Source organism: Glycomyces endophyticus (assembly GCF_039531525.1).
In the GTDB taxonomy this organism is placed as follows: Bacteria; Actinomycetota; Actinomycetes; order Mycobacteriales; family Micromonosporaceae; genus Glycomyces; species Glycomyces endophyticus.
Window position 1 is genome coordinate 78,423 of record NZ_BAAAQF010000015.1, and the last position, 15,991, is coordinate 94,413.

Genomic DNA, 15,991 nt, shown 5'->3' on the forward strand with positions numbered 1-15,991 from the left:
CTAGGACGCGGTCAGCGTCGCGCGGGCGGGTGCCAGCACCCGCTCGCCGGCGCTGGTCGCGGTGATCGCCAGCTCGACGGCACCGTCGGCGGCCTTCCGGACCTTGCCCTCGACCTCGACGGCCGTCCCGCCCGCGGGCACGACGACGGGCTTGGCGAAGCGGGCGGTGAAGTCGGTGAGGCGGGCGTCGATCCCGGCGTCGGCGACCCATTCGAGGATCGCGCGCGAGACGAGGCCCATCGTGTACATGCCGTGGGCGATCACGTCGGGGAGCCCGGCGGCCTTGGCCGCGGCCTCGTCGAGGTGGATCGGGTTGCGGTCGCCGGAGGCCTCGGCGTACGCGGCGAGGTTGGCGCGCTCCACGGGGTAGGAGGCGGTGAACACGGTCTCGCCGACGGCGAGGTCTGCGAGGCTCACTGGGGGTCTCCGGCGGGGTCGTCGGTCGCGGCGGCGACGAACAGGGTGGTCCACACCTCGGCGGCGAGGCCGTCCTGGGAGTCGACGGCGGTGCGGAGGGAGAGGAGGTCGTTCCCGGCGACGGTCTTGATCGACTCGATGGTCACCGTCACGGTGAGCACGTCACCGGCGCGGAGCTCCCGGTGGTACGCGAAACGCTGCTCGCGATGGAGGACGCGGCCCCAGTCGAGCCCGAAGTCGGGGTCGTCGATGAGCCGGTCCGCCGCGGGCAGCGTCAGCGAGATCAGGTAGGTAGGGGGTATCGCACCGGTGTCGGGGAGGCCGAGGGCCTCCGCGAAGCGGGTCACCGACGCGGCGGTGACCGCCACCGGTTCGGTGGTCGGCAAGGACCGGCCCACATACGAAGCGTCGAGCATGTACCGGGGCGGGGAAGACTAGCGGGTCTCTTTGTGGACCTGCGAGGTCTTGCAGCGCGGGCAGTACTTCTTGAGCTCGAGCCGGTCGGGGTTGTTCCGCCGGTTCTTCTTCGTGATGTAGTTGCGCTCCTTGCACTCCACGCACGCCATGGTGATCTTGGGGCGAACGTCGGTAGCCTTGGCCACGATGAGTGCCTTCCTCTAGCGGAACCCGCCGGTCGGCGGGTTCTCCCTGCAAAACAAAACGGCGACCAGCGTAACGCAGTGGTCGCCGATTGCCAAAAGTAGCGATGGGCAGGATCGAACTGCCGACACAACGATTATGAGTCGTTTGCTCTACCACTGAGCTACACCGCCGTGTGCTCACTGCCGCCAGATGGCTCTGGGTGAGCAGTACAACACCAGTCCGCTCTCGCTTCGAGGTGTTTCCGAGCCCCCTTACGGAATCGAACCGTAGACCTTCTCCTTACCATGGAGACGCTCTGCCGACTGAGCTAAGGGGGCGTTCGCGAGGCTTCCCTCGCGGCCTTGACAAGAGTACATGACGGCGCCCGAACCGCGGTACCGGGGCCCGCGTTGCGGTGCGGGCCACAGCGCCGGCTCAGACGACCCGCAGGCGTGCCTGGCCGCGGGTCCACCCCTGGCCGTCGAGCCACGCGGCGAAGCGGTCCGGCGGCAGCGGGCGGGAGAAGTAGTACCCCTGGCCGGCCTCGCAGTGGAGCTCGCGGAGCTGCTCGACGGTCTGGTGCGACTCGATGCCCTCGGCGACCACGTCGATCGCGAAGTGCCTCGCGAGGCCGAGGACGGCCTCCACGATCGCCTTGTCGTCGTCGTCGGTCGCCATGCCCTGGACGAAGCGGAGGTCGATCTTGATCTCCTGGACGGGCAGCCGCCGCAGGTACGCGAGCGAGGAGTACCCGGCGCCGAAGTCGTCCACGGACAGGCGCACGCCCATCTCGTGAAGCCGGTCGAGGGCGGGCGTGAGCCGCGGCTCGCCCGAGACCACGTCGTCCTCGGTGATCTCGAACGTCAGGCGCTCGGGCGGCACGCCGTGGCGCTCCAGGAGCGCCGCGACCCGGTCGGGGAACGCGGCGTCGGCGAGCGTGCGCGGCGACAGGTTGACCGACATCGGCAGCGGCCCGTCCTCCCCGGCCCACTCGGCCGAGCGGCGCAGGGCCTCGTCCAGGACGGTGTCGGTGAGCTGGCCGAGCTGCCCGGTGGACGCGGCGATCGGGATGAACTCCTCGGGCGCGACGGTCCCGTAGGTCGGGTGCGGCCACCGCACGAGCGCCTCGGCGCCGACGACGGCCCCGCCCGCGTCGAAGTCTCGGTCGAGCCGGACCTTCGGCTGGAAGTGCACTTCGAGCCGGCCGCGGTCGAGGGCCCGGCGCAGGTCGGCCGCGAGGCCGATGCGGCGGAGGCTCTCGGACTCGAGCCCGGCGTGGTAGAGCTGGACGCCGTCCGCGGCGGTCTTCGCCTGCCTGGTGGCGCCGTCGACGCGCTTGAGGAGCTCATCGGCGTCGGCCGCGAAGTCCGGGTGCGTGACCACGCCCACGGCCGCCGAGAGGCTGACGGCGACGCCGCCGACCTCGAACGGGCCCTGGATGCCGGCCCGCAGCCGCCGCGCGGTCTCCACCGCGGCCTCGGTCGACGCGAGGCGGGTCTGGAGGATGAACTCGTCGGAGTCGATCCGCCCGATGAACGACGCCGCCGGGGCCTGGTCCTTGAGGCGCCGCGCGATCTCGCGCAGCGCGGTGTCGCCGGCCTCGTGCCCGAGCGCGTCGTTGATCTCGTGGAGCGAGTCCACATCGAACATGAACACGGCCACGACCTCGTTCGGGACCGTGATCGACAGGGCCTCCTGGAGGGCCTGGAGCGAGCGCCTGCGGCTCGGCAGGCCCGTGAGCGGGTCGTGGTAGGCGTCGTACCGGAGCTGGTCGAGGAGCCGCTCGTTCTGGACGGCGATGCCGACGTTCGCGGCGATGGTCTCCATGAGCTGGAGGTCGACGGGGACGAAGTGCGAGATCTCGCCGCCGATGCGGTCGGACACCGAGAGGCAGCCGTAGACCTCGTCGCCCGAGCGGAGCGGCACCAGCATGGCCCCGCGCAGCCCGGCCTCCTCCAGCGCCGCCTTCTGCGCCTTGGTGCCGTTCCGGGAGCTCAGCAGCACCCCGGTCCCCGACTCCATGACGCCCCGCTGGAGGACGCTGGGGATCGGGTCGAGGTCGGTGAGGCCGGCGTCGTCGAGCCGGGAGGTGAGCCGGATCTCGGGGTACCGGCCCGACTTCGGCACCCACACGGTCGCGGACTCGGCGGTGAGGATGTCGCGCAGGCGGCCGAGCATCGCGTCGATGAGCCGGTTGGAGCTGACGGAGTCGACGACGAGCTGCGTGAAGTCGTTGAGCTCGCGCAGGACCTGCCGCTGGCGCCGCAGCGCCATGTAGCTGCGCGCCAGGTAGACGAAGCCGAGGACGACCAGCCCGATGAGCACCGCGGACCACAGGGTCGCGTCGAGCAGCACCACGAAGAGCACGCCGATGCAGGCCGCGAGCAGGGGCCCGATGAGGGTCACGAAGAACGCGATCCACGCCTTCGCCACGCTGTCCCAGCCGGAGAGCGAGTACAGCAGCGCGGAGATGAGGAGGGTGGTGAAGAGGCCGACCGTGACGATCGCGCCGAGCAGCACCAGCCAGGTGTACGGGTCGACCGGGTCGCCGACGCCGAGGACCTGGACGAAGATCACCGCGACCGCGGTGCCGGAGGTCGTGAGCCCGACGTTGAACAGCGGCTTGAGCACGCCGATGTCCTCGCGGAGGTACCGGCCCATGTAGTGCACGATCGAGACCGCGCACCGGGCGGCGATGACCCAGAACGGGTCGAGGTACATCAGGGCGACGACCAGCGGCACGTCGGTGAGGTTGAACGAGATCCGCAGTCCGCGCGCGTGGTGCTGGATCAGCAGGGTCTGCGAGATCCAGAACGCGGGGACGAAGACCAGGAGCTTGAGGATCGGGAAGTCGGGCGGGGGGCCGTACCACAGGAGTGATCCGGCCCCGAACGCCAGTACCAGGCTGGTGATGATCCACGGCAGGACGCGGTACAGCCCCGCGAACCGTGTCCTCGTCACCGCCGGGCTCCCGTCAGGAGACCGCCGAGGCGGCGCTCGTCACGCCACCTCGCCGGAGCTGCGGGTGGACATGAGCGGCTCGCCGTCGATGCCGGGGGACCCGACCTCGCCGGAGCTGCCGCCGTTCGAGGGGGAGACGAAGCCGACTTCGCCGGAGCTGCCGCCGCCGTTGGCGATGGTGACGGAGCCGACTTCGCCGGAGCTGCCGCCGTTCGCGCTGCCGACCTCGCCGGAGCTGCCTCCCGCGGCGGCGGCCGTGCCGGCCATCAGGCCCAGCAGGATGAGACCCGTGGCGACGGCGGCGCCGAGTTTCTTGAAGATGTGGGCCGGTTTCACAGGGCCTCCCGTGAGTGGTGGGTACGTGCTGTCAAGGGGACCAGTTGAGCCCATGGTGCCACAGTCGCGTCGCAGTAGGGAAGGCTTGCGACCGTGATTCTCGCGCTCTTTCCGGTTCAGCCCTACGTGCGAGTAGGGCCGGAGGCCATTGTCTCCGATGACCCGGGGGCGTTCGCTGACGGGTCGGCCGTTCGCAGCCCATGACACGGTGGACCGGTATAGGTTAGGCTTGCCTTACTCTCGAAGACGACCACATCTTGATAAGGAATGACGCCCATGTCTGCTGACACCGCCTCCGCGATGTCGTTCTCGGCCCGGATCCGCGAGGCATCGTGGTCGCGCCACCAGGGGCTCGACCCCTCCGCCGAAGCGGACGGCAAGCGCGAGCCGGGGCTGTTCGACCGCCTCTTCGACGGTTCGCTGTCCGAAGCGGACTACACCCGCTGGCACGCGCAGCAGTTCTTCGTCTACGAGGCGATCGAGGCCGCGGGCGACCGGCTCGCGGACGACCCGGTCGCGGGGCCGTTCGTCTTCGACGAACTCGCCCGCCTGGCGTCGATCGAGGCGGACCTGAAGTTCCTGATGGGGCCCAAGTGGCGCTCGGGGATCGAACCGCTCTCCTCCACCCGCGACTATGTGGACCGCATCACCGAGGCCGCCGCCGAGCCCGGCGGGTACATCGCCCACGCCTACACCCGCTACCTCGGCGACCTCTCCGGCGGCCAGGCGTTCGGGAAGGCCGCGCGCCGCAACTACGGCTTCGAGGACGACGGCGCGTCCTTCTACGTCTTCTCCGGCATCAAGGGCCCCAAGGCCTTCAAGGACGAGTACCGGTCCCGCCTCGACGCGGTCGACCTGCCCGAGGACGCCAAGGCCGCGCTCGTGGACGAGATCCTCCGCGCCTACGACCACAACGGCGCGGTCCTCTCGGAGCTGAGCGCGAACCTCGGGAGGAACCCGTTCGACCCCAAGGTCGTCGCCGCGATCTGCCACCACATGAACCACGACCACGCCGAGGACACGCTGGTCATCTGCCGCGGCGCCGGCGGGCGGCCGGAGGCGGCCTCGGCCCGCATGACCGGCTTCGACGGCGAGGGCGCGGACTTCGCGGCCGCCGTCGACGGCGGCGAGGTCGCGATCCGCGTCGCGTGGGCCCGCCCGCTCACCGAGCGCGCCGAGGTCCGCCCCGAGATCGTGCGGATCTTCACCGAATCGAAGGAACGGCTCGAGGCCTGACCCCTACCGTTTCCCTATTGTCCTGATTGTCGCGACACGCCGGGCGGTGACGAATCTCCCCCGCCCGGCGTCCGCGGCGCTACCGTGGGCCGGTTGCCAAGCTCACGGACGGCCCCCCGGAGCCCGCGCCAGACCGCGGCCCGCCGCCCCGCCCGATGAGTCAGTCCACGACCCGGGAGATTCGTTGTCCGACACCGGACCGGTGACCGCCGTGCCGATCAGGCGCCACGCCGCCCGGCCGCACCGCACGAGGGGCCAGCACCGCGCCTCGTGGGCCGCCGAACTCTCCCCGCTCCTGGCGGGGACCCAGCGCCGCTACACCGCCGTCGTCGGCTCGGCCGTCGCCGGCGCCTCCATCGTCGCGATGGCGACCGCCTCCGGGATGCCGTCGGGCGACGAGCCCGCCCCGTCGCGGGCCGTGAACGACATCGCCGCCCTCGCGGCCGAGGCGAGCGTCCCCGAGGGGACCGCCTCCGGCTCGGTCGAGGGCGCCGCCGCGTCCCCCGCGGCCGCGACCGCCGACGACGCCGCGCAGTCCTCGCGCGCGACCCCCGTGACCGCGCAGGACGCGCAGATCCAGTGGCGGCCGATGCTCGACCAGATCACCATCACGTCGCTGTTCGGCCAGCGCTGGGGCCGCAACCACAACGGGGTCGACTTCGACGCCGAGACCGGCGACGCGGTCTACGCCGCGTACCCCGGCACCGTCAAGCACGCGGGCTGGGAGTCCGGCTTCGGGAACCTCGTGATCATCGACCACGGGGACGGCGTCGAGACGTACTACGCCCACAACTCCGCGATCAGCGTCGGCCCCGGCGAGTGGGTCGACGCGGGGACCCACATCGCCGACGCCGGGAACACCGGCTTCTCGTTCGGCTCCCACGTCCACTTCGAGGTGCACGTGGACGGGCGGCCGGTCGAGCCGCTGAACTACCTCTCCGAGGCCGGGCTCGACCTCCGCTAGAGCTTCGTGACCGGCGCCAGCCGCAGGATCACCCATTTGGGCTCGCCGTCGCCGAAGTCGATGCGCGCCTGGGCCCGCGGGCCCGAGCCCTTGAGCTCGACCACCCGGCCGAGCCCGTACTTGTCGTGGGTGACCCGGTCGCCGACGTCGAGCACCGGCACGTCGCCGGAGTTGCGCATGACGATCGGCTGCCCGAACGAGGGCGACTTCGACTTGACGACGCGCGCGGGCGGCGGCGCGGACTCCGACCACTCGATGAGGTCGCCGGGGATCTCGGCGAGGAACCGGCTGGCGGCGTAGTACTCGGGCTGCCCGAACACGTTCCGGGTGCCGGCCCGCGTCAGGTGCAGGTGCTTGCGGGCGCGGGTGAGCCCCACGTACGCGAGGCGCCGCTCCTCCTCCAGGTCGCCCGGCTTGTTCATGGACCGCTCGTGCGGGAACAGGCCGTCGTCGAGGCCGGTGAGGAACACGGTGTCGAACTCCAGGCCCTTCGCGGTGTGCAGGGTCATGAGGGTGACGACCCCGCCCTCCTGCGACTCCGGGTCGGGGATCGAGTCGGCGTCGGAGACGAGCGCGACGTGCTCCAGGAAGGACGGCACGTCGGCCTCGAGGTCGGCCTCGTCGTCGTCGACGGTGCCGCGCACGACCTGCTCGGTGAACTCGTGGGCGACGGCGACGAGCTCCTGGAGGTTCTCGATGCGCCCCTCGTCCTGCGGGTCCTTGGACTGCTCGAGCCCTTCGAGGTACCCGGTGTCGGCGATGAGCCGGTCGAGGACCTCCTCGGGCGGCGCGGTCTTGGCGAGTTCGGTGGCGGCGTCGATGATCTCGCAGAACCGCCTGATCCCGGGCCGGGCCCGGGAGGAGATCCCGGCGGACTCGTCGGCGCGGTGGAGCGCCTCGGGGAACGAGATCCGCAGCCGCGCCGCGAGCGCCTCCACCTCGGCGACGGCGCGGTCGCCGACGCCGCGCTTGGGGTTGTTGACCACGCGCATCGCCGAGACGGTGTCGTCGGGGTTCGCGGTGAGCTTGAGGTACGCGAGCATGTCGCGGACCTCCTTGCGCTCGTAGAACCGGACGCCGCCGACGACCTTGTACGGGATGCCGCGGCGCACGAAGACCTCTTCGAACGCGCGGGACTGGGCGTTGGTGCGGTAGAAGATCGCGGTGTCGCCGAAGCTGGTGTCGCCGGCGTCGACGAGCTCGTCGATCCGCCCGGCGACCCAGGCCGCCTCGTCGTGCTCGTTGTCGCCGGTGTGGCCGAGGATGCGCCCGCCGGGGCCCTCGTCGCTCCACAGGCGCTTCTCGCGGCCGCGCTCGGTGTTGTTGCGGATGACCCCGTTGGCGGCGTCGAGGATCGTCTGCGTGGAGCGGTAGTTCTGCTCCAGCAGGATCGTCTTGGCGTCGGGGAAGTCCCGCTCGAACTCGATGATGTTGCGGATGGTGGCGCCGCGGAACGCGTAGATCGACTGGTCGGCGTCGCCGACGACGCACAGCTCGGCCCGGTCGTCGCCGGTGCCGACGAGTTCGCGCACGAGGGTGTACTGGGCGTGGTTGGTGTCCTGGTACTCGTCGACCATGACGTGCCGGAAGCGCATCCGGTACGACTTGGCGACCTCGGGGAAGGCCCGGAACAGGTGCACGGTGGACCCGATGATGTCGTCGAAGTCGACGGCCTGGGCGAGGCGCAGGCGCTCGTCGTACTGGGCGTACACGTCGGCGACGAGCTTGGTGCGGGCGTCGTCGGCGCTGGAGGCGGCCTGGTCGGGGCCGATGAGCTCGTTCTTGAGCCGGGAGATCTCGGCGGCGAGCCAGCGCGGGGAGTGCTTCTTGGAGTCGAGGCCGAGCTCCTTGACGATCTGGGTGAGCAGCCGGCGGGCGTCGTCGGTGTCGTAGATCGTGAAGCTCTGCTTCCAGCCGAGCCGGTGGGCCTCGCGGCGGAGGATGCGCAGGCATGCGGAGTGGAACGTGAGGACCCACATGGCGCGCGAGCGCGGGCCGATGAGGGCGTCGACGCGTTCGCGCATCTCGGCGGCGGCCTTGTTCGTGAAGGTGATCGCGAGGATCTCGCCGGGGTGCGCGCCGCGCTCGCCCAGGAGGTACGCGATGCGATGGGTGAGGACGCGCGTCTTGCCCGAACCGGCGCCCGCGACGATGAGCAGCGGGGACCCCGCGTGCTCGACGGCTTGGCGCTGCGGTTCGTTGAGGCCGGTCAGGAGGTCGTTCATCGCCGTCAATTATGCCGCGCCGGGTATGACACTCTTCGGCGCGGCCGTCACCCGTCCGTGTGCGCTAGAGCGGTCCGCGGCCGGCGCGGAGGACGAGCATGGCGATCTGGACGCCGTCCTCGCCGAGGGCGGTGCGGTACTTCTCGAGGATGGCGCGCTCGCGGTCGAGGACGAGGCGGGTGCCGCCGTTCGCCATGCGGATCTCGCCGATGCGCTTGGAGACGGCCGCGCGGCGGTTCCAGATGCGGATGAGCTCGTCGTCGAGCGTGTTGATCTCGGTGCGCAGGGCTTCGAGCTCGTCGGTCGTCACTTCGGTCTTGGCGGTCATCAGGGTCTCCTTGCGAGCGGATTCGGGTTCCGGTCCGGGCGGTCGGCCCTGAGCGTCAAAAAGGCCCCGGGCGGTTGTTCCGCCCGGGGCCTGTAGGTCTGTGTTCAGCGCGACGACCTACGGCTCGGACGGTTCCGGCCGTAGTAAAAGTAAAATCGCGCGCTCTGAGTCACGCCGCAAGTATGCCACACGCCCGCCGGTCGGACCAGCGGGCGTGTGGTGGTTATCGCAGTGTTCGCCTGGTGTTTAGGCGTCCGAGCCCCAGTCGGCGCGGGCGGCGCGGCGGCGCATGAGCACCATCGCGACGACGCCGGCGACCAGGACCGCGCCGCCGATGGAGGCGACGTAGGTCAGGCTGGAGCCGGTGACGGGGAGCTGCGGCTTGGGGGACTCGCTGGGGACCTCTTCGACGACGATCTCGAACTCGAGCTCGGCGGCGTACTCGGAGGTGTGCTCCTCGGCGAGGATGAGGCGCTGGCCCTCGACGTCGGCGCCCTCGGCGTCGACCGGCACGAAGGTGCGGCCGGCGGGGGTGGTCCAGGTGATCGTGTCGGTGGTCAGCGTGACCGTGCTGGAGGCCGCCTCGTCGAACTCGACGTAGAAGCCCTGGCCGTCGGCGAAGGAGGTGACGGCGTCGCCGTTCTCGTCGACGACGGTGGCGCCCTCGGGCTGGGAGAACTCCACGGAGGTGAAGTTGGTGGAGACGGTGAAGGGGCCGACCACGGTGCCGTCGGTGACGGCCTCGGAGTCGTCGACCTCGAAGTAGGGCTCGAAGTCGGGCTCCTCGACGGGCTCGGAGTTCGCGATCAGGTAGTCGTGGACCGCGAGGACCGCGGTGTCGACGCCGGCGTCGCCCTCAGTGGGGTCGGCGGCGGTGATCTCCCAGCCGTCGGTCAGCTCCCAGATGGCGGCCTGGGTGCCGGCGTAGGCGACCTGGTCGGCCGTGAACGGGTCGATGTTCTCGGCGGCGACGCCGGCGGCCTCGAGCAGTTCGGCGGCGTTGGCGCCGTTGTAGCCGTTGAGGAGGACGCCGAGCACGAGCGGGAGGTCCTCGACCGGGATGTCCTCCCAGGGGCGCTCCTCGTGGATCAGGCTGTCCTCGAGGCCCACCGTGATCTGGATGCAGTAGACGGTGCGGGTCTCGCCGTCACCGAGGTCCAGGCCGAGCATGACGGCGGTGGGGTCCTGGGTCTCGCCGTGCAGGCGGATCCCCGGCTCCTCGACGACGGTCCCGGAGGCTCCCGACGGGGTGGGTTCCTCGTCCTGCGCTTGGGCCGCGGCGACGCCGCTGAGTCCGAGCATGACGCCCGCCGCAGCGGCGACCGTCCCTTTCAGGGCTTTGCTCATCATTCGTTGAAGTCCCTTTGCTTTTCCGAGGGATTGACGCGTTGAATCTTCCTCACGACACGTTAGCGGCCCTCCGCCGGTTGCATCAGGGGGCACCACGTCGTTGAACTGGGGACCGGTTGCGGGGCAACGAAAGCGGCGCGACCTCGGAGAGGCGCGCCACTATAACGATTCGGTATCGACTGATGCGGTGCGGTGGGGACGGTGACGGGATCGCACTGCCGTGACACGAGTGGCCGGAACCGGGGCGGATCGCTTGCCCCGGTTCCGGCCGCACCATGCGCCGGGCGTGTTGCAGAACCGCGGAGCGCGCCCGGTCCGGACCGGCGAATCGGTCCGGAACGCTCCTGCGGCAGCGGGCGGGCCCGAGCCCGCCCGCGTCCGTGAGGTCTAGTGGGTCGTGCCGCTGCGGCGCTTGGCGAACGCGGTGGCGGTGAGGCCGCCGACGAGGAGCGCCAGGCCGGCCGCGAACGCGACGGTGAGGTTCGCGCCGGTCTCGGGGAGCTGCGCGCCGCCGCCGGACTCGGAGGGCCGGTCGGTGGGGGCGTCGAGCGCGAACTTCCACTCGGCGGGCACCTCGCCCTCGCGCGGCTCGGCGAGGATGAGCTTCTGGGAGTCGCCGGAGATCACCCGGTTGGCGGCGTCGCCCGAGAGGGACGCCTCGGTGGTGGCCAGGAAGACCCGTCCGACCGGGAGGTCGTACGCGGCCGTGCCGGTCACCGTGATCTCGCTGCTGTCCTCCTCCAGGACGATCCAGAACTCGTCGCCGTCCTCGAGGGACTCGACGGGGTCGCCGTTCGCCTGCTCCAGGCGGCCGCCCTCGGCTTCGAGCGCGACGGGCCCGGCGTTGGAGCGGACCGTGTACGGGCCGAACCGGCCGTCCTCGTAGCCCGCGTCCTCCTCGCCTTCGAGGTCGACGACGAACTCGGACGGGTCGGGCACGCGCCCGGTGTCCTCGGTGAGATGCTCGTAGACCTTGAGGACCGCCTCGTCCTCGCCGTCGTTGCCGCCCTTGACCGGGTTGTCGGTCAGCAGCTCCCAGTCGTCGGTGAAGTGCCAGACGGCGGCCTGGGTGCCCGCGTAGGCGACCTCGGCCGTCTCGGCGTCGGTCCAGTCCGGGTTCACCTCGCCGCCGGAGGCCTCGATGAGGTCCGCGGCGCCGATGTTCGGGTAGCCGTTGAACAGGACCCAGCGGACCGACTCGAGGTTCGCGACGCCCGACTCCTCCCAGTCGCCTTCGGCGTAAGGGCTCTCGGTGTCGAGCGGGGTGCGGATGTCGATGCAGTAGACCGTGTACGTCTCCTCGGAGCCGTCCGGCGTGAGTCCGAGGAGGTTGGCCCACACGTCGAAACGCTCCCCGTCGAGGCGGCCGCGGAGCTCCAGGCCCGGCTCGGCGGAGGGGACGCCCGTGATCGGCTCGGCCTCCTCCTGCGCGAACACCGGTCCTCCTGTGAGGACGGCTGCGAGCACCGCGGTCGCGGCGAGCGGAGTGCGGATCGTCTTGAGACTCATCGTGATTCGGTCCCCCTGGGAGTGGATGTGAGGTGTGAGGCCGCGGGAGGCTTCCTGACAAGAGGGGAAACGAGGGCCGCCCGCGCGGGGGCTCGGGCTCTCCCCCGAACGATGTGGAGAATCCTCCGAAAGTACGATCCCAAATCAGGGCAAGGGTCGCTTCCGGCACTCGCGCAACACGCGAGCGCGAGCCGGGACCACTCGCGGCGCGCTCTATAGTCGGAGTCATGCCGATCTCGAAAGCCGCCGCTCGCGGCATCACCGACGAATTCGCCCGGCGGAGGGGCCCCAAGACCGGGCTGGTCGTGGGCGCGTCCTGGGGGAACCCGGTGCTGACGGCCGCCCTCGAAGCGCTCATGCCCGCCGACCGGCTCACCGTCGTCGCCGACTCGCACTCCATTGAGGACCTTCGGGCGTCGCTCGCCGCCGAGGGCTCCTGGACCGCCGGCGGGGTCACCGCCGTCGCGTCCCTCCAGGAGGCCGCGCCCGCCGAGGAGGTCATGCTCGCCGGCCCCGTCACCGTCGAGGCCGAGGCGTTCATCGACGACATCGCGCTCCTGCGCGAGAAGGTCGCGCCCGGCGGGGTCCTCTCCTTCGCCGCCACCCTCACCGCGCCCGCCCGCGAGGAGATCGCCGAACTGGTCGCCGACTACGGCATCGGCACCGACCTGATCGTGCGCTCCCTGCCGCCCGTGCGCATCCACAAGCTCCGCATCGGCTCCGCCTCCAAGCACGAGGGCGAGCCGCGCGCGATCGCGCCCGCCGAGGACCTCGCCCCCGCCTGGCGCGCCTCCTCGGTCGCGGTCACCCCGAACCTGCACCTCGACTCCAACGGCGTCATCGCCGCCGGGCTCCTCTTCGGGACCGCCTGGGCCGCCAGGAAGATCCGGCCCTCCTCGAAGGCGTGGCTGCTGCCCGCACTCGCCGCCGTCCCGGTCGCCGCGTTCTTCCGCGACCCGCAGCGCGACGCCGACCTGCGCGGCGAGGACGACGAGCCGGAGGCGGTCACCGCCGCCTCCGACGGCCGCATCATGGCCGTCGAGACCGTCGTGGACGAGCGCTTCGGCGCCGCCACCGGCGCGGCCGGCGCCGAGTGGCTGCGGATCGCCGCGTACCTGTCCCTCACCGACGTGCACATCAACCGCTCGCCGGTCGCCGGCGAGGTCGTCGACGTGTTCACCGAGAAGGGCGGCTACTCGAAGGTCGGCACGGCCGAGGCCGAGCACAACGCCGCCTGCTACACCGTGCTCGCGACCCCCCGCGGGCGCGTCGTGATCGCCCAGCGCACCGGCGCGGTCCTGCGCCGCATCGTCAACCGCACCAAGCCCGGCGCGTCCGTCGCCAAGGGCGAGCGGTACGGCCTCATCCGCTTCGGCTCCCGCACCGACGTGTACCTGCCCGCGGGCGCCGCCGAGGCGGCGGTCGCCCCCGGCGAGCCGGTCCGCGCCGGCGAGACCGTGATCGCCCGCTGGCGGTAGCGCCCGTCCGAACGCGCCGGACCGGGGCTACGCCTGGGCGGCGAGGTTCTTCAGGTCCACGACCTGGAGGGCGTCCTCGACGGCCGCCGACAGCGGCAGGTCGTCGAGCGCGTCGGCGTTCCACCAGCGCGACTCGCTGGTGGAGCCCCCCGCGGCCTCCACGACCTGGGCGGCCGACGGGTCGGGCACCGTGGCCGAGTAGATCGCCCGCACCCCGTGCCAGTCGAGCGGGTACCCCTCGGGCCCGATGGCGCGGCGGTGCCGGAACGACGTGACGTTGAGCAGGGACCCGACCAGGGCCTCCTGACCGGTCTCCTCGTAGATCTCGCGCGCGACCGCGGCCTCCGGGGACTCCCCGAAGTCGACGCCGCCGCCGGGCAGGTGCCAGGTGCCGCCGCCGGGGTAGCCCTCGGCGATGCGGGCGAGCAGGATGCGGCCGTCGCCGTCGGCGACGACCCCGTACGCGCCGAAGCGCTGCCCGCGGCGCCGCCGGCCCTTCTTCGCCTTCGCGGGCGGGACGGGGCGGGTCTCCTGCGGGGCCTTGTCGACGCGCCCGGCGAGCCGGTCGTCGGCGAGCCCGAGGGCCGCCGAGACGAACGGCGAGTGGGGCTCGGCCGCGGCCCGCGCCGGGTCGACCCATTCGGCGGCCTCCCCGGAGAAGTCCGGGTCGGGCCCGCCGCTGACGCGGGCGCGGTAGAGGATCGCGTTCGTGTGGACCCCGCGCCGGGCGACGGCGACGGCCTCCAGGGGCGCGCCGACGCTCACCTCGAACCCGGTGTGCTCCCCCACGAGCCGCCCGGCGGCCCGCTTCGGGGGCTCGCCGTGGTCGATGACCCCGCCGGGCAGGTGCCAGGGGCCGGACTCCCGGCCCGCCCGCTTCCGTCGGGTCAGCAGGACCCGGCCGTTCTCGTCACGTACCTCCCCGTACGCAGCTATCCGGAATTGCATCCCTCAACTGTACGGCGTGTTCACGTGGGCACGGCGAAGCTTGCGAACGGTGCCCGGGGAGAGCTCACTCCCACTCGATGGTCCCCGGCGGCTTCGAGGTGACGTCGAGCACCACGCGGTTGATCTCGGCGACCTCGTTCGTGATCCTGGTGGAGATCCGCGCCAGCAGCTCGTACGGCAGGCGCGACCAGTCCGCGGTCATGGCGTCCTCGGACGAGACCGGGCGCAGGACCACCGGGTGGCCGTAGGTGCGGCCGTCGCCTTGGACGCCCACGGAGCGGACGTCGGCGAGGAGCACCACCGGGAACTGCCACACCGACCGGTCGAGGCCGGCGGCGGTCAGCTCGGCGCGGGCGATCGCGTCGGCCGACTTGAGGATGTCGAGGCGCTCGCGCGTGACCTCGCCGACGATGCGGATGCCCAGGCCGGGGCCGGGGAACGGGTGGCGCCACACCATGGCCTCGGGGAGGCCCAGCTCCAGGCCGATCGCGCGCACCTCGTCCTTGAAGAGGGTCCGCAGCGGCTCGACCAGCGCGAACTGGAGGTCGTCGGGGAGCCCGCCCACGTTGTGGTGGCTCTTGATGTTCGCGGTGCCGGTGCCGCCGCCGGACTCGACCACGTCCGGGTACAGCGTGCCCTGGACGAGGAAGTCGATGCCCTGCTCCTCGGCGATGCCGCGCGCGGCCGCCTCGAAGGTGCGGATGAACTCCCGGCCGATGATCTTGCGCTTCTCCTCGGGGTCCGTCACGCCCTTCAGGGCCGTGATGAACTGCTCCGCGACGTCCACGGTGCGCACGTCGATGCCGGTGAGCTGCGCGTAGTCCTTCTCGACCTGCTCGGCCTCGCCGGCCCGCAGCAGCCCGTGGTCGACGAACACGCACGTGAGCTGGTCCCCCACGGCGCGGTGCACGAGCGCCGCCGCCACCGAGGAGTCCACGCCGCCCGACAGCGCGCACAGCACGCGCTTGTCGCCGACCTGCGCCTTGATGGCCGCGACCTGCTCGTCGATGATCGCCGAGTTCGTCCAGTTCGGCGTGATGCCGGCGATGTCGTGCAGGAAGTGGCGGATGACGGCCTGGCCGTGCGGGGTGTGCGCGACCTCCGGGTGGTACTGGACGCCCGCGAGCCGCAGGTCCAGGTTCTCGAACGCCGCCACGGGCGCGCCCGAGGTCGTCGCGACCACGTCGAAGCCCGCGGGGGCCTCGGTCACGGAGTCGCCGTGGCTCATCCACACCGACTGGTGCTCGGGGAGGCCGTCGAGGAGCTTCGACGCGCACAGCACGTCGAGCTCGGTGCCGCCGTACTCCGACAGGCCCGTCTTGGCGACGGTGCCGCCCAGGGCCTTCGCCATCGCCTGGAACCCGTAGCAGATCCCCAGCACCGGCACGCCGGCCTTGAACAGCTCCGCGTCCACCTGCGGGGCGCCCTCGGCGTACACGCTCGAAGGACCGCCGGACAGGATGATCGCGGCGGGCTCCTTCGCGAGCATCTCCTCCGCGGGCATGGAGGAGGGGACGATCTCCGAGTAGACGTTGGCCTCCCGGACGCGGCGAGCGATGAGCTGCGCGTATTGGGCCCCGAAGTCGACCACCAGCACCGTTTGTCGCATGCCACCAGCGTAACCGGTAAGGGTGCTCACAGCCGTAGGCGCGGCTAC

14 protein-coding genes and 2 tRNA genes are annotated in these 15,991 nt (G+C 71.6%); 3 read left to right on the forward strand and 13 right to left on the reverse strand.

Features of this window, described 5'->3' with window-relative positions; translation table 11 throughout:
- The 7 genes from ABD419_RS17775 to ABD419_RS17805 all read right to left on the reverse strand — a co-directional run bounded on the left by ABD419_RS17775 (position 1) and on the right by ABD419_RS17805 (position 4,296).
- Positions 1-417, reverse strand: coding sequence for a MaoC/PaaZ C-terminal domain-containing protein (locus ABD419_RS17775; protein ID WP_344488895.1), 417 nt, complete (start codon positions 415-417; stop codon positions 1-3).
- Positions 414-803: an FAS1-like dehydratase domain-containing protein gene (locus tag ABD419_RS17780; protein WP_344488898.1), complete on the reverse strand. Its 390-nt coding sequence runs from the start codon at positions 801-803 to the stop codon at positions 414-416. The genes ABD419_RS17775 and ABD419_RS17780 overlap by 4 nt, the downstream gene beginning before the upstream one ends.
- Positions 804-851: 48 nt before the next feature.
- Positions 852-1,022, reverse strand: coding sequence for a 50S ribosomal protein L33 (rpmG, locus tag ABD419_RS17785; RefSeq protein ID WP_091052442.1), 171 nt, complete (start codon positions 1,020-1,022; stop codon positions 852-854).
- A 96-nt stretch (positions 1,023-1,118) separates the two neighbouring features.
- Positions 1,119-1,190, reverse strand: a tRNA-Met gene (locus tag ABD419_RS17790).
- A 74-nt stretch (positions 1,191-1,264) separates the two neighbouring features.
- Positions 1,265-1,337, reverse strand: a tRNA-Thr gene (locus ABD419_RS17795).
- A 97-nt stretch (positions 1,338-1,434) separates the two neighbouring features.
- The gene (locus tag ABD419_RS17800) at positions 1,435-3,960 is read right to left on the reverse strand and encodes a putative bifunctional diguanylate cyclase/phosphodiesterase (RefSeq protein ID WP_344488901.1); all 2,526 of its coding nucleotides are present in this window, start codon (positions 3,958-3,960) and stop codon (positions 1,435-1,437) included.
- A gap of 39 nt (positions 3,961-3,999) precedes the next feature.
- Positions 4,000-4,296 (reverse strand): hypothetical protein, encoded by a 297-nt coding sequence (locus ABD419_RS17805; RefSeq protein ID WP_344488904.1) that lies wholly within the window; start codon positions 4,294-4,296, stop codon positions 4,000-4,002.
- A 276-nt stretch (positions 4,297-4,572) separates the two neighbouring features.
- Here ABD419_RS17805 and ABD419_RS17810 point away from each other — a divergent pair, with 276 nt between their 5' ends.
- Together ABD419_RS17810 and ABD419_RS17815 are read left to right on the forward strand one after the other, a co-directional pair.
- Positions 4,573-5,532 carry a biliverdin-producing heme oxygenase gene (locus ABD419_RS17810; RefSeq protein WP_344488907.1) on the forward strand — a complete coding sequence of 320 codons (960 nt, stop codon included), beginning with the start codon at positions 4,573-4,575 and terminating at the stop codon, positions 5,530-5,532.
- 184 nt (positions 5,533-5,716) lie between these two features.
- The gene (locus tag ABD419_RS17815; protein ID WP_344488910.1) at positions 5,717-6,496 is read left to right on the forward strand and encodes a M23 family metallopeptidase; all 780 of its coding nucleotides are present in this window, start codon (positions 5,717-5,719) and stop codon (positions 6,494-6,496) included.
- Here the strand turns inward: ABD419_RS17815 and pcrA are convergent.
- The 4 genes from pcrA to ABD419_RS17835 all read right to left on the reverse strand — a co-directional run bounded on the left by pcrA (position 6,493) and on the right by ABD419_RS17835 (position 11,908).
- Positions 6,493-8,721 carry a DNA helicase PcrA gene (gene pcrA / locus ABD419_RS17820; RefSeq protein ID WP_344488913.1) on the reverse strand — a complete coding sequence of 743 codons (2,229 nt, stop codon included), beginning with the start codon at positions 8,719-8,721 and terminating at the stop codon, positions 6,493-6,495. The two genes, ABD419_RS17815 and pcrA, sit on opposite strands and share 4 nt — an antisense overlap.
- Positions 8,722-8,785: 64 nt before the next feature.
- A complete protein-coding gene (locus tag ABD419_RS17825) occupies positions 8,786-9,157 on the reverse strand; it encodes a chorismate mutase (protein ID WP_344489214.1) in 372 nt (123 codons plus the stop codon).
- Positions 9,158-9,295: 138 nt separating this feature from the next.
- Positions 9,296-10,396 (reverse strand): Cys-Gln thioester bond-forming surface protein, encoded by a 1,101-nt coding sequence (locus tag ABD419_RS17830; protein WP_344488916.1) that lies wholly within the window; start codon positions 10,394-10,396, stop codon positions 9,296-9,298.
- A 390-nt stretch (positions 10,397-10,786) separates the two neighbouring features.
- Positions 10,787-11,908, reverse strand: coding sequence for a Cys-Gln thioester bond-forming surface protein (locus ABD419_RS17835; RefSeq protein ID WP_344488919.1), 1,122 nt, complete (start codon positions 11,906-11,908; stop codon positions 10,787-10,789).
- Positions 11,909-12,135: 227 nt separating this feature from the next.
- On the opposite strand from ABD419_RS17835, the gene ABD419_RS17840 reads away from it, so the two are divergent.
- A complete protein-coding gene (locus tag ABD419_RS17840; RefSeq protein ID WP_344488922.1) occupies positions 12,136-13,386 on the forward strand; it encodes a phosphatidylserine decarboxylase in 1,251 nt (416 codons plus the stop codon).
- A 27-nt stretch (positions 13,387-13,413) separates the two neighbouring features.
- On the opposite strand, the gene ABD419_RS17845 is transcribed toward ABD419_RS17840, so the two are convergent.
- On the reverse strand, positions 13,414-14,334 hold the full coding sequence (locus tag ABD419_RS17845; RefSeq protein ID WP_344488925.1) for an NUDIX hydrolase: 921 nt from the start codon (positions 14,332-14,334) through the stop codon (positions 13,414-13,416).
- 64 nt (positions 14,335-14,398) lie between these two features.
- Positions 14,399-15,943, reverse strand: coding sequence for a glutamine-hydrolyzing GMP synthase (gene guaA, locus ABD419_RS17850; protein ID WP_344488928.1), 1,545 nt, complete (start codon positions 15,941-15,943; stop codon positions 14,399-14,401).
- Positions 15,944-15,991 lie beyond the last annotated feature (48 nt).

Excerpts from the sequence above, each read along its gene's own strand:
- ABD419_RS17810 (WP_344488907.1), top strand. The coding sequence starts at position 4,573 with ATGTCTGCTGACACCGCCTCCGCGATGTCGTTCTCGGCCCGGATCCGC.
- pcrA (WP_344488913.1), bottom strand. The coding sequence starts at position 8,721 with ATGAACGACCTCCTGACCGGCCTCAACGAACCGCAGCGCCAAGCCGTC.
- ABD419_RS17835 (WP_344488919.1), bottom strand. The coding sequence starts at position 11,908 with ATGAGTCTCAAGACGATCCGCACTCCGCTCGCCGCGACCGCGGTGCTC.
- ABD419_RS17830 (WP_344488916.1), bottom strand. The coding sequence starts at position 10,396 with ATGAGCAAAGCCCTGAAAGGGACGGTCGCCGCTGCGGCGGGCGTCATG.
- ABD419_RS17845 (WP_344488925.1), bottom strand. The coding sequence starts at position 14,334 with ATGCAATTCCGGATAGCTGCGTACGGGGAGGTACGTGACGAGAACGGC.
- guaA (WP_344488928.1), bottom strand. The coding sequence starts at position 15,943 with ATGCGACAAACGGTGCTGGTGGTCGACTTCGGGGCCCAATACGCGCAG.
- ABD419_RS17840 (WP_344488922.1), top strand. The coding sequence starts at position 12,136 with ATGCCGATCTCGAAAGCCGCCGCTCGCGGCATCACCGACGAATTCGCC.